The organism is Arthrobacter sp. H5 (genome assembly GCF_000520595.1).
In the GTDB taxonomy this organism is placed as follows: Bacteria; Actinomycetota; Actinomycetes; order Actinomycetales; family Micrococcaceae; genus Arthrobacter_D.
The window spans coordinates 6,220-18,955 of sequence record NZ_KI914984.1 but is presented as its reverse complement, the minus strand read 5'-3'; the positions used below and the strand labels follow the sequence as shown (position 1 = coordinate 18,955).

The 12,736-nt window shown below is 63.0% G+C and carries 10 protein-coding genes and 1 pseudogene; 6 read left to right on the top strand and 5 right to left on the bottom strand.

Annotation, left to right across the window (positions count from 1 at the left end):
• The 4 genes from Y708_RS0105830 to Y708_RS0105810 form a co-directional block, all read left to right on the top strand.
• Positions 1-651, top strand: a 651-nt coding sequence (locus Y708_RS0105830; RefSeq protein WP_028279202.1) for an SDR family NAD(P)-dependent oxidoreductase, incomplete at its 5' end; no start/stop codon positions are given.
• Between the two features lie 38 nt (positions 652-689).
• On the top strand, positions 690-1,040 hold the full coding sequence (locus tag Y708_RS0105825) for a hypothetical protein (RefSeq protein ID WP_028279201.1): 351 nt from the start codon (positions 690-692) through the stop codon (positions 1,038-1,040).
• Between the two features lie 211 nt (positions 1,041-1,251).
• Entirely contained in the window at positions 1,252-4,077 is a 2,826-nt protein-coding gene (locus Y708_RS0105815) for an FAD-binding and (Fe-S)-binding domain-containing protein (RefSeq protein WP_028279200.1), read from the top strand.
• A gap of 126 nt (positions 4,078-4,203) precedes the next feature.
• On the top strand, positions 4,204-6,522 hold the full coding sequence (locus tag Y708_RS0105810) for an FdhF/YdeP family oxidoreductase (protein ID WP_028279199.1): 2,319 nt from the start codon (positions 4,204-4,206) through the stop codon (positions 6,520-6,522).
• Positions 6,523-6,652: 130 nt separating this feature from the next.
• On the opposite strand, the gene Y708_RS0105805 is transcribed toward Y708_RS0105810, so the two are convergent.
• The 4 genes from Y708_RS0105805 to Y708_RS0105790 all read right to left on the bottom strand — a co-directional run bounded on the left by Y708_RS0105805 (position 6,653) and on the right by Y708_RS0105790 (position 10,385).
• Positions 6,653-6,970 carry a DUF6457 domain-containing protein gene (locus tag Y708_RS0105805; RefSeq protein ID WP_028279198.1) on the bottom strand — a complete coding sequence of 106 codons (318 nt, stop codon included), beginning with the start codon at positions 6,968-6,970 and terminating at the stop codon, positions 6,653-6,655.
• Between the two features lie 168 nt (positions 6,971-7,138).
• The gene (locus Y708_RS0105800; RefSeq protein ID WP_028279197.1) at positions 7,139-7,897 is read right to left on the bottom strand and encodes a glutamine amidotransferase; all 759 of its coding nucleotides are present in this window, start codon (positions 7,895-7,897) and stop codon (positions 7,139-7,141) included.
• Positions 7,894-9,126 (bottom strand): FAD-dependent oxidoreductase, encoded by a 1,233-nt coding sequence (locus Y708_RS0105795; protein WP_028279196.1) that lies wholly within the window; start codon positions 9,124-9,126, stop codon positions 7,894-7,896. The genes Y708_RS0105800 and Y708_RS0105795 overlap by 4 nt, the downstream gene beginning before the upstream one ends.
• A gap of 104 nt (positions 9,127-9,230) precedes the next feature.
• Positions 9,231-10,385 (bottom strand): citrate/2-methylcitrate synthase, encoded by a 1,155-nt coding sequence (locus Y708_RS0105790; protein WP_051478658.1) that lies wholly within the window; start codon positions 10,383-10,385, stop codon positions 9,231-9,233.
• Positions 10,386-10,461: 76 nt separating this feature from the next.
• On the opposite strand from Y708_RS0105790, the gene Y708_RS23175 reads away from it, so the two are divergent.
• Positions 10,462-11,682: a citrate/2-methylcitrate synthase gene (locus Y708_RS23175; protein WP_035775434.1), complete on the top strand. Its 1,221-nt coding sequence runs from the start codon at positions 10,462-10,464 to the stop codon at positions 11,680-11,682.
• On the opposite strand, the gene Y708_RS0105780 is transcribed toward Y708_RS23175, so the two are convergent.
• Entirely contained in the window at positions 11,675-12,187 is a 513-nt protein-coding gene (locus Y708_RS0105780; protein ID WP_253905700.1) for a GNAT family N-acetyltransferase, read from the bottom strand. The genes Y708_RS23175 and Y708_RS0105780 overlap by 8 nt on opposite strands.
• Positions 12,188-12,282: 95 nt before the next feature.
• Between Y708_RS0105780 and Y708_RS29645 the strand changes: the two are divergent.
• Positions 12,283-12,736, top strand: a pseudogene (locus Y708_RS29645) (hypothetical protein); the annotation flags it as partial.

Here is a 12,736-nt window from a genome sequence, read left to right as displayed (position 1 = left end):
GGCGAAGCAATCGCCGATGCCTTCCGAGGAGATGGGTCCCGGGTGGTGGTGCTGGACCGGATGCCGTCCCCCCACTCGATCACGGTCGATGTGGGCGACGAGGCCAGCATAGTGGCGGGCTTCGCCGCAGCGCGGGCGGAGCTGGGCAGGATCGACATCCTGGTCAACAGTGCAGGCCTGCTGACCGAATCACCGCTCCAGGACATGTCCCTGGCCCGGTGGCAGGAAACCATCACGGTCGACCTGACCGGGGTCTTCCTCTGCTGCCGTGAGGTGGTCGCCGATATGCGGGCGAACAGGTGGGGGCGGATCATCAATATTTCGTCCCAGCTGGGCATCAAGGGCGGCACCGGCCTCAGCCATTACAGTGCGGCGAAGGCGGGCGTTATCGGCATGACCAAGTCCCTCGCCCTCGAGGTGGCTGGTGACAACGTGCTGGTCAACTGCATAGCTCCGGGACCGATCGAAACACCGCTGGTGGAGGGCATCTCCGAAGACTGGAAGGCCGCCAAACGGAAGGAGCTGCCCCTGGGACGCTTCGGCACACCGGCCGAGGTTGCCCCGGTGGCCGTGCTGCTCGCCAGCGACCCCGGCGGAAACCTCTTCGTCGGGCAAACGTTGGGACCTAACTCCGGCGACGTGATGCAGTGATGGGGACCCCGTAAATGTGCGGAGTCTGTGGACGAACGGTGGTCCCCGATGAGGTGCTGGGGCAGGTCGGGACACTCCGTAAACGGCTAATTGCGGCGCAAACCATCAACGCACTCTGCCATGGCCTGTCAGGGATCCCTGGTGTGCAGGTCGCAGGGGACATCTGGCAGATACGTGGGCTAACAGGTAACGTGACGCAGTGCAGCACAGTCAATGATGTCTGGGACGCCGTCCTCCGCGCTCCCTCAACGTCCCTCCACAGGGAACAGTTACTCCACCGGATGCACGCCCTGCTACATGCCCCCACCGCGGGTGACACGGACCCTGCCCAGAACGTCATCAACGCCGGATGGCATCAGGCAAGAAACCTCTTTGCTGATGCCATCTGACCCACTGTCCTGACGTCGGCAAGCGCTCCTGAAAATCCTCGTCTGGCCAGCCCGCCCGCTTAAAAGCCCGCGTACGGTTTGCTCCAGTCGGGTTTGACCTTGAATTTGACGACGATGAAGATCATGGCACTGCCTTTCGCGTGTACTTCGGTGATTTTCCCAGAATAGACTTTCTCCACCAGCGCCCTCCATTCCACCAGGAGCACCCCCCTTGCTCTCCGCCTTCCGCACCGCCGTCGCCGACCCGGCGCAGATCCGGACCCGCGCCATCGATCTGCACGCCAACGCCCATGACGCCTCCCATTTCCTGCTGATCCCGCGGGCTGTCGCAGTGCCCACCAATGCCGCGGAAGTGGGCCGGCTGCTGCAGGCGAGCGCAGCCCAGGGCATCCCGCTGACCCTGCGATCCGGGGGCACAAGCCTTAGCGGCCAGGCGGTCACCGACGGCGTGCTGGTGGATGTGCGGAAGCATTTCAGGACGATCGACGTGCTCGACGATGGCGCCCGGGTCCGTGTCCAACCCGGTGTTACGGTACGGATGCTCAACGCACGACTGGCACGCTATGGACGGAAGTTCGGGCCCGACCCGGCCAGCGAATCGGCGTGCACCATCGGCGGCGTGGTGGCAAACAACTCCTCCGGCATGCACTGCGGAACGGTGGATAACGCCTACCGCACCCTCGAATCGCTGACAGTGGTCCTCCCCAGCGGCACGGTGCTGGACACCGCGGAGGCAGGCGCGGATGAAAAGCTTCGTGCGCTGGAACCGGCACTGCATCAGGGTCTGCTCCGGCTGGCCGAGCGGGTGCGGTCCAACTCTGAGTCCGTACGCACCATTACGCAGCAGTTCTCCATGAAGAACACCATGGGCTACGGGCTGAACTCGCTGCTGGATTTCAGCCGCCCCGTGGACATGCTTGCCCACCTCATCGTGGGGAGCGAAGGCACCCTCGGTTTTGTGGCCGAAGCGGTCTTCCGCACTGTACCGGTCCGTGCACACACCGCCACCGGGCTGCTGGTCTTTGATGATCTGCAGGCAGCCAATTCGGCTCTTCCGGCACTCGTGGAATCCGGCGTGGCCACCGCGGAGCTCATGGACGCCCTGTCCCTGAAGGTGGGGCAGAGCATTCCGGGGACTCCCGCCGTCGTCCGTGGGTTGACGGTGGTGGATCATGCGGCGCTGCTGGTGGAATACTCCGCTGACTCGGCGACCCAACTCGGCGACGCGCAGGCCGTGGGGTCCGCCGCCCTGGCGGGCCTGAACCTGAGCGCACCAGCCGTGTTCAGCACCGACGCCGCAGCGCGCGCCGAACTGTGGCATCTGCGCAAGGGGCTGTACGCGTCGGTGGCCGGGGCCCGGCCGCAGGGAACCACCGCGCTACTGGAGGACGTGGTGGTTCCGGTCCCGTCATTAGCCCGGACGTGTGTGCAGCTGAATCACCTGTTCGAGAAGTACCAGTACCGCAACAGCGTGATTTTTGGCCATGCGAAGGACGGGAATATCCACTTCATGCTCACCGATGCGTTTGCGTCGGCCGCGGAACTGGACCGTTATCACGCGTTCACCGAGGACATGGTGGACCTGGTGCTCGGCGAGAACGGCTCCCTCAAAGCGGAACACGGCACCGGTCGTGTCATGGCGCCGTATGTGCGCCGGCAGTACGGCGACGAACTGTATGCCGTGATGAGAGAGATCAAGGCGCTCTTTGACCCGGCTGGAATGCTGAACCCCGGCGTCATCATGAACGACGATCCGCGGGCGCATTTGCAGCACATCAAATCGGCGCCTGCGGTGGCCGAGGAGGTGGACCGTTGTGTTTCCTGCGGCTACTGCGAACCGGTGTGCCCAAGCAAGGACATCACGCTCACACCGCGCCAGCGGATTGTAACGCTCCGGGCGATTGAACAGGCGCGGCTCGACGGCGACAACGCCCTGGTCACGGCGCTGGAAAAGGATTACGCCTACGAATCGGTGCAAACCTGCGCCGTGGACGGCATGTGCCAGACTGCCTGTCCCGTGGACATCAACACCGGCAGCCTGGTGAAGCGGATCCGCAAGGAAGAGTCGAATCCGGTGGCGCGTGCCGGCTGGAAGACCGCCGCCGATCATTGGGGACCGGTGACCCGCGGCGCGGGCGCTGCACTGACGCTGACCAGCAAACTGCCGTCCGCCGTCGTACTCGCTCCGAACAAGGCAGCACGTACAGTGCTGGGGTCTGACACCGTGCCGCTCTACTCGCCGGAGCTGCCCGCTGGTGGGATCGCCCGCGGCCGTCCCGCGCCGTCGTCGTCGCCAGACGCCGTGTACTTTCCGGCCTGTGTGGGCACCATGTTTGGTCCGGCCGGATCCTCCTCGGGCGGGGTGCAGCTGCGGTTCGAGGAGCTGTGCGCGCTGGCGGACGTGACGCTGCTGGTGCCACCGGGGATCGACAGTCTCTGCTGCGGCACACCGTGGTCTTCGAAGGGTATGGCGGGCGGCCAGGAGTCCATGCGCGTCCGTGTGCTCCAGGGGCTGCGGCAGGCCACCAACGACGGCGAACTGCCGGTGGTGTGCGATGCCTCCTCCTGCACGGAGGGCCTGCTCGCCACCATCGAGGCGGAAGTGCCGAATCCCGGGCAGGCGCCATTGCGGGTGATGGATGCGGTGGAGTTTGCGGCGGCTCGGATTCTTCCGCTGCTCGGCGAATACACCAAGCTGGATTCGCTGACACTGCACCCCACCTGCTCCTCCACCCGGCTGGGCGTCAACCCGGCGCTTACCCGGGTGGCCGCTGCCGTGGCCACTACCGTGCAGGTTCCGGAGTCCTGGGGCTGCTGTGCATTTGCCGGAGACCGTGGGATGCTGCACCCCGAACTCACGGAGTCGGCAACGCGCGCGCAGGCGGTGGAGGTTGGCGCGTTTTCGTCCTCCGCCCATGCGTCCTGCAACCGCACCTGCGAGCTGGGGATGACGCGTGCCACCGGCGAGAACTACCACCACGTGCTGGAGTTGCTGGCCGACGTGGCGGGCGCACCGGTCATTCATCGCAAAGACTGACCATTCACCCGCGAAACGAGCTGCGGAGCTTGCGGTTCATTACCTGTTCCTGTTAGGCCTACAGTAAGGAATGAACCGTAAGCGCCGGGTGCCAAAGGTGGCAGCCGGCAGGGAAGGGAACCAACGATGACCCGCACCAACCCACCCGTGGAAGAAGCCGACGAGCGGGAGCTCGAGGTGGGCGAGCCCAAGGACTGGGCAGCCGGCGTTCCCGGGGTGCTGCATTCCATGCAGCCCGCCATCAAGCACATGGGCGCAGTGAACAGCGCCAAGACGCTGCTTGCCCTCAACCAAAAGGACGGTTTTGACTGCATGAGCTGCGCGTGGCCGGATCCAGGCCACCGCAGCAACTTCGAGTTCTGCGAGAACGGCGCCAAGGCCGTCACCTGGGAGGCCACCCCCGTGGTCATTTCCACCGACTTTTGGGCCGAACATTCGGTGAGCGATCTGTTGGAGAAGTCCGAGTACTGGCTGGGTATGCAGGGCCGGCTCACGGAGCCGGTGCACAAACCTGCGGGTGAGGACCACTACAAGCCGGTCAGCTGGAGCGAAGCGTTCTCCATTCTGGGCGAACGGCTCAAGACCTTGGACTCCCCCCACCAGGCCGCCTTCTACACCAGCGGCCGCACGTCCAACGAAGCAGCATTCATCTACCAGCTGTTTGTGCGCGCGTTCGGCACCAACAACCTGCCCGACTGCTCCAACATGTGCCACGAATCGTCTGGCTGGGCCATGGGGCAGACCATTGGAATCGGTAAGGCAACCGTCCGCTATGAGGACTTCGCCCAGGCGGACCTCATTATCATCATGGGACAAAATCCCGGCACCAACCACCCCCGGATGCTCACGGCGCTGGAGGGAACCAAGAAGGCCGGCGGACATATTGTTGCGGTCAACCCGATGCCGGAGGCAGGGCTCAAGCGGTACAAGAATCCGCAGCGGGTCAGCGGAGTCATAGGCCGCGGCACAGACATTGCGGATCAGTTTATGCAGATCCGGCTTGGCGGAGACATGGCGCTGCTGCAGGCTGTGTCCAAGCGGGTACTCGATGCCGAAGCCAAGAACCCCGGAACCGTCCTTGACCACGAGTTCCTTGACAAGCACTGCCAGGGACTCGACGAACTCAGGGAGCACCTCAGCGAGCTCGATGAGCAGGCGGTCCTCGAAGCCACCGGTCTGCGGATCGAGGAAATTGACGAACTGGCCGAGCGATACCTGAAGGCAGACAGGGTCATCATCACCTGGGCGATGGGGCTGACGCAGCAGAAAAAGGGCGTCGCCACCATCAAGGAGATCATCAACCTGCTGCTGCTCCGCGGCAACATCGGTAAGCCCGGTGCGGGAGCCTCCCCCATCCGCGGCCACAGCAATGTGCAGGGCGACCGGACCATGGGCATCTGGGAGCAGATGCCGCCGTCGTTCCTTGACGCCCTCGAAAACGAGTTCGGGTTCGATGCCCCCCGCGAACACGGCGTGGACGCCGTGGAAACCATAAACCAAATGCGCGACGGCGCCATCAAGGCCTTCATTGCGCTCGGCGGAAACCTGGTGTCGGCCATCTCGGACACGCAGGCGGCCGAAGCAGCCATGCGGAACACTGACCTCACCGTCCAGATTTCCACCAAACTCAACCGCTCACACACCGTGATCGGCAAAGAGGCGCTGATCCTGCCAACCATGGGACGGACGGAAATCGATGTGCAGGCCACCGGTCCGCAGTTTGTCTCGGTGGAGGACACGGTCTGTGCGGTACACCCTTCGTGGGGCAAGGTGGAGCCTGTCGCGCCAAACCTGCTCTCGGAAGTTGCCATTGTCTCGCGCCTGGCCCGTGCAGTGCTCGGCGACATGGACAACATCAACTGGGACGGTTTTGAAAGGAACTACGACCTCATCCGCGAACATATCTCCCACGTGGTGGACGGCTGCGAGGATTACAACACGAAGATCCGGCAGGAGGGCGGCTTTGTGCTTCCCAACGGGCCGCGCGACTCCCGGACGTTCCGCACGCCCACCGGCAAGGCAATAATTACTGTCAACGAGCTGGAACACGTTGAGCGGCCGCCGGGCACCCTCATCCTGCAGACGCTGCGCTCACACGATCAGTTCAACACCACCATCTACGGCCACAATGACCGCTACCGCGGCATCAAGAAGGGCCGCCACGTCGTCTTTGTGAATCCGGATGACCTCGCAGAACTTGGATTCTCCGATGGGCAGTTGGTGGACGTCCACGGTGAGCACCAGGACGGCATGGAGCGGGTGCTGCGGAAGTTCAGGTTGGTGTCCTACCCGACGGCGCGCGGTTGTGCGGCGGCCTATTATCCGGAGGCCAACGTTCTGGTTCCGCTGAACCACGTTGCCGAGGGCAGCAACACGCCCATCTCCAAAGCTGTCATTGTCCGGTTGGAACTCTCATCGGATCAGGTGCAGGCAGCCCCGGTCTGAGGCCCGCCGGTGATAGTTCCCTTCGCGGTGATCAATCCGGACAAAGGTGAGCATTATTCCCTACTCACCTTTGTCCGGATTGCTCGCGCCTCGGTCCAGTCTGCTCGCCGGGGCGCATGTGTCGTGCGCGTTATTGGGCCGTCTTGGTCCAGCCTTTCTCGTCCGGGCCGTCTTCCACGCCTTTGGCACAGACCTGCACAACGACGTCGGCCGCTGACTGAACGGCGTCATCGGCGCCTTTTCTGCCGCTGGTATCTGCCGTCCCCGCGGCATAGCCGATGAGGAAAGCACTGATGGAGCCGGCCGACGGCGACACTTCACGGGAAGTCTGTTCGGCGACCTCCACGATGCGCTGATGGTCCACCTCAAGATCAAGAATCTGAAGGGCCTGCGTCAGCTGGCGGCTCCATTCGGAGAGGGTGCGCAATTCGTCGTCGAGGCTGGTCATGGTGCTCCTTTGGTTTGTGATTCTCAAGGTTTAGCATCGCCTACGTCGTTCCACAATAAAACACACCTGTAGCGCACGTCCTCCTGGCCGCCTGGCCTCCGACGACGGCAGTTACATGTCAGGTGCACGCATCGCCGTCACGGGTGCCGGCCGATTTTGTAGCGGCACTCACGCGTAGGTCCGAGCTCCTGTCCGGTCCACCGCATAACGGCGGACAAAGTTGCGGAGAATCACGGCAGGTTGATCGACCTTGGTTGTGCGGACCCGCGCCATGTAGTCCTCCGCCTGCTCGGGCGGAAAGTAGCCTGCGTGGCGGTAGATGTCGATCCGCTGCACCAGCGCATCCACGTCCAACTCAGGATGGAACTGGGTGGCAAAAAGGTTCTCCTTGATGCGGAACATCTGCACGGGACAGGACGACGACGACGCCAGCACCACCGCGCCCGCCGGCAGCGTGGTGCAGGCTTCCTTATGCCCAACAAAGGCATCAAACGTACGGGGCAGGCCGGTGAGCAGTGGGTCTGCAACCCCGGCGTCAGTCACGGTGATCTGAACCGCGCCGATGGGTTCGGCGAAGGTCCGGTCAATCAGCCCACCCTGATGACGGCCGAGCGTTCCCACGCCGTAGCAGGCGCCCAGAAAAGGGAAGTCCGCTGCGACAATCGCGTCCAGCAGTTCTGCGATCTCCCGCTCGACCCGTCGTTGCACCAGGGTTTTGTCCACTTCCGGATCGGATGAGTTGAACGGGCTGCCGCCAATCAGGACGCCTGAGTAGTCCGCCAAATCGATGGCGGGTAAAGGGCCCGTCTCCGCCCGGACCCGATGCAGCTGATCCGGTGCCAGTCCGCCGAAGCGAAGGAACCCCTGATACTCGCCGTCGGCGGCAGCATCCTGCGCCCGCGTCGCTATCAGGAGAAAGGGTTTCACAAGCTGCCAAGCTCCGTCATCGGATCGGCAAGTGCTTTCACATCCACTGTCCGGCCGCTCTTCACCAGATCCTGGATAACCTCCTGGACATCCCAGACATTGACGTTCATGCCCGCCACCACCTTTCCATCACGGACCCAGAAGGCGATGAACTCCCTGTCCTCCAGGCTGCCACGGATGATTACTTCAGCGTCTTTGGCAATGGAACTGTAGCCGGAATATTCCATGCCAAGATCAAACTGGTCCGTGTAGAAATAGGGGATGGCGTCAAGCTCTGCCCGTTGACCGAGCATCGATTTCGCGGCAACCTCTCCCCCGGCGATGGCGTTGGCCCAGTGCTCACTGCGTGCATACTCACCCGTCACCGGATGCAGCGCGTTGGCGACATCACCGGCGGCGAAGATGTCTTCAACGCCGGTGCGCAGCCCCGAGTCCACCTGAATACCGTTGCTGACAGTCAGTCCAGCGGCCTCAGCCAGCCCGGTATTTGGTGTCACGCCCACAGCGATGACCACGAGATCCGCGGGAAGTTCCTCCCCTGTGCTGGTGACAACGGAGGTGACACCGCCGTCGTCGTCGCCCTTGATTTCCTTCACCGACGCCGGGAGGAGGAACCGCACCCCGGCCTCCTTGTGTCGGGCAGCGAACACGTTGCCCAGCTCGGAACCGATTGCGGCGCTCAGCGGAACCTCTTCGAGGCCAAGGAGCGTGACTTCATTGCCGAGCTCCCGTGCAGTGGCCGCAACCTCCATGCCGATCCAGCCGGACCCAATGAGCACCAGCTGGCGCCCCCCGCCGGACAGTTCGGTGTGGAGGTATTGGCTGTCCGATTTGGTGCGGTAGGTGGTGACACCGCCCAGCCCGGCTCCGGGGAGGTCAAGTTTGCGTGGGGATGCGCCCACTGTGAGGAGGAGTTTGGAGTACTGAATCGAGCGTCCGCTGGTGAGCTGGACGGTGTGTGCCACCGGATCAATATGTGTGGCGGCGTCCGAAAGGATCAGTTCCACGTTGTTCTGCGTGTACCAATCCGCCGGGTACGGCAGCAGCGACTCTTCGCTCTCCTTGCCCGCGAGGAATCCCTTGGACAGCGGCGGGCGCAGGTATGGCTGCGCATCCTCGGCACCGATCAGGATGACGGGGCCGCCGAAGCCCTCCGCCCTCAACGTGGCGGCTGCTGTGGCACCCGCGAGCCCTGCACCGACAATCACCATGGCTTCAACCTTGTTCACTGCGGCCTCTTTCTTCGACTGGTTCCTTGACCTTAGAAGGGAGCATCCGGGAAGTCCACACCGGCGGTGCGCCACGGCCCGTCGTCGTCGTCGTGCGTGATTGGTTACGGCACCGGTTGGGGTGCCGTCGGACCTACATAGCGGGCTGATGGACGGATGATCTTACCGTCCGCCGCCTGCTCAAGGATGTTGGCTGTCCAGCCAAGAACCCGTGCCGCAGCGAAGGTGGGGGTGAACAGACTGCGGTTCAGTCCGCACTGCTCCATCACAACCCCGGCATAGAACTCAAGATTGGTGTGCAGCGCTCTGCCCGGTTTGAGCAGCTCCAGCAACACCGGCACACGTTCTTCCACCTTGACCGCAAAGTCCACCCTGGGACCTCCGAAACCGAGCGCCACTTTCTTCAGGAGGCGGGAGCGTGGGTCTTCAGTGCGGTAGACCGGGTGGCCAAAGCCCATGATTCTCTGGCCTGATTGAACCTTTTCGGTGATCCAGGCGTCGATGTTGTTCTCGGTTCCGATTGAATCGAGCGTGTCCAGCACGCGGCTGGGGGCTCCGCCGTGCAACGGTTCCGAAAGGGAACCCAGCGCGCCAACCAGGCAGGAGGCTGCATCGGCGCCGGTCGAGGCGATCACACGCGCGGTGAAGGTCGAGGCGTTGAACCCGTGGTCAATGGCGGCGACCAGATAGGTGCTCACGGCGGCGACATGTTCCTGTGGAGGAGTAGTTCCGGTGATCATGCGGAGGTAGTTTTCGACGTAGCCGGCGCCGGGAACGGGCGTCACCGGGTCTTGTGCTGTGTTGTGACGGTGGAGTGCGGCGATGATCACCGGCACCTTCAGCGCCAGCTGGATGAGGTCTTTTTCACGGTCCTCCGCGTTCAGGTCGAACAGTGGACGTGTGGCGGTTGCGGCGCCTTCAAGTGCCAGGGCGGTGCGCAACCCGGCGAGCGCGTCGCCTGCCTGGGCTGCCCGGGCAATGATCGGCAGGGCCTGTTGTGTGCTCGGGTGGAGGGCCGGTGGGGCCTCCGGTTGAAATTTACTGAGTTGCTCCGCCGTAGGGAGGGACCCGCGCAGCAGGAGATGCCACACCTCCTCCACAGATTTTTTCTCTGCGAGCTCGACGGCGGAGTACTCACGGTAGTTATAAAAGCCTTCGTGGCCGCGCACCTCGCCGAGCGCAGTATCTGCCACCACAACGTTGGTCAGGCCCCGCGGAACGTCGATGAGCGTGTTGTTGGATCGTGATGCTGTCTGCATGGTGGCCTCCTGAAGTGTTGGGTAATATCACAGCACCGACATTGATTAATAGATAATCAATATTGATTGGATCAATATGCCTGTTCGCCTATCCACGGCTCGCCTATCCACGGCTCGTCTTTCCACGGCACAGGCCGCCGCACGCCTGGGGGTGAAGCCGGCCACGCTCTACTCCTATGTATCGCGCGGACTGATTTCCAGCGAACGGATAACGGACTCGGTGGGCTCCACATTCGATCCGATGGAAGTCGAGACTTTGGCGCACAACCGCCGCGCCCGGAGTAGTTCCCCAGTGGCCGGGTCTCCGCTGATGGTGCTGGATTCCTCCATCACCTTGATTCGGTCCGACGAGCTGTTTTACCGGGGTGTGCCTGCTGCCCGCCTCGCAATGGTCAGCAGCTTTGAAGAGGTGACAGCGCTGGTATGGGAGGCCGGGAGTGACCTTGTCTTCGCGCCGTTTGACGAGGTTGCCCAGCTGATCCGAGGTTCTCCGCTGGATGGTGCCAGGCCGGTGGATTTGTTCCTGCATACATTGCTGCTGTCCGCTGTGCACGATCCGGTGAAATGGGACCTGACCACTCCGACTGTGTGGACCTTGGCATCGCGTGCCATCGCGACCATGGTTGCGGCACTGCCTGGGGAGACAGTTCCTTCCGGCTCGTCCATCGCTTCGGCGTTGTGGTCCAAGCTCAGTCCGCTGCCGGGCAGCTCCGGTGACCGGAAACTGCTCAACGCCGCGCTGGTCCTGCTCATCGACCACGATCTTGCCGCGTCAACCCTTGCCGCGCGTGTGGCCGCATCAGCGCGGGCACACCCCTATGCAGCGTTGACCAGTGCATTTGGTGCGTTCGATAGTGCTCTGCATGGTCACGCCAGCAGCCAAGCCGCAGCCATGCTGAACGAGGTTATTGCCACCGGCAACACCGAAGCAGCCATTTCCCGTCAACTGGCCGAGGGAAAGGGCATCCCGGGATTTGGTCATGTGCTCTATCAGGAACGTGATCCCCGGTCGGATGTCCTACTGAGCTTGATGCGCACCATGCCGCGCTACCGGGAGGTGACGCAGGCCGCCGACCGTCTTACCGCCGTCGTCACGTCCCGCACTCACCGGATGCCCAACATTGACCTGGCACTCGCTGCACTGACTATTGGCGGGCGGATGCATCCGACCGCCGGGCAAGGGATCTTTGGGCTGGCACGTTGCGTGGGGTGGACTGCGCACATTCTGGAGGAGTACTCGGAGAGTCCGTTGCGGTTGCGTCCGGCCGGCAACTATGTGGGTGTGATGCCTACGTAAGGTCCGCCCGCAGCAGCAAACCCACGCCACCCGTGAACTGCAACGTATGAAATATCGGTGCTCTTGCCACCTCTTTGAAGCCCCACTTTTGGTGAAGTTCAATCGAGGCGCGATTGTTTGCGTGGACTACGTACCAGGCTTTGCCGGCGTGTTGTCTAATCCAGTTCAGTCGCAGAGTAGTGAGCTCGGCCGCCACGCCCTGGCGTCTCCATAGTGGGGCGACGGTGAGGCCACCCAGGTAGTGTCCAGCCGGAGCGGGACCGTCACTGTGGTCCCAGTAGTGTGTCTTGGCCCAGCCGATGATCTGTTCATGCGTTTCGGCAACGAGGACCAGCCGGTGTGGATCGCTGATCGCACGTTCGAGTGAGGCTGCGTTGGCTTGGCGGCCGGAGTCGCGTTCAATGTCCAGGACGGACCGGAGATCATGGTGCAGTGCTTTACGGGTGGTCATCACTGCCTTCGGCTGACGACTGACGTTCGGCGCGTAGTCCGCAAATCCACCCATGCTTCAAACCTACTGTGGATATCGAGTCCCCTTCCACTCCTCCACATTGGCTGATTCTCCATGCAATTCGAACATATCTTCGATACGTTTGATGCATGGCAATCACCGCGTATGAGCAGCAGGACTCAGGGGTCCTGGAATCTGTCCGTGCGGAATTGGCCAACTTTGCTGAGACGTTCCGCGTTGAAAGCCTCCTGCAGTCCACCGCGTCCCTCGCCTCCGTCGTGGCAGACCTCGAGGGCCTTGCCCGCGTCGTCGAACAGTTGCAGGTCATTGGTGCACACGCCGTGGAACAGCAGGATGTTGCCCGCGCAGGCGAGTCACCTCGCCGTATGCCGCTCCCTTCCACCAACACGCGCAACGACGTCGGATCACCCAAGGGCACGGAATTTCGGGATAATGCCGACTATCTTCGATCCCGTCTGAGGATCAGCCGCAGCGAGGCGCGTAGGAGGATCAGCCTCGGCGCGCAGGTACTGCCCTCCATATTGCCGGGTGGACAGCTGTCAGAGCCGCTGCTGCCGCAACTGGCCGTCGTTGTGGCGGGGG

Bases quoted from the DNA above. Each gene is read 5' to 3' on its own strand.
- Y708_RS23175 (WP_035775434.1), top strand. From the start codon at position 10,462: ATGCCTGTTCGCCTATCCACGGCTCGCCTATCCACGGCTCGTCTTTCC.
- Y708_RS0105790 (WP_051478658.1), bottom strand. From the start codon at position 10,385: ATGCAGACAGCATCACGATCCAACAACACGCTCATCGACGTTCCGCGG.
- Y708_RS0105805 (WP_028279198.1), bottom strand. From the start codon at position 6,970: ATGACCAGCCTCGACGACGAATTGCGCACCCTCTCCGAATGGAGCCGC.
- Y708_RS0105810 (WP_028279199.1), top strand. From the start codon at position 4,204: ATGACCCGCACCAACCCACCCGTGGAAGAAGCCGACGAGCGGGAGCTC.
- Y708_RS0105780 (WP_253905700.1), bottom strand. From the start codon at position 12,187: ATGGGTGGATTTGCGGACTACGCGCCGAACGTCAGTCGTCAGCCGAAG.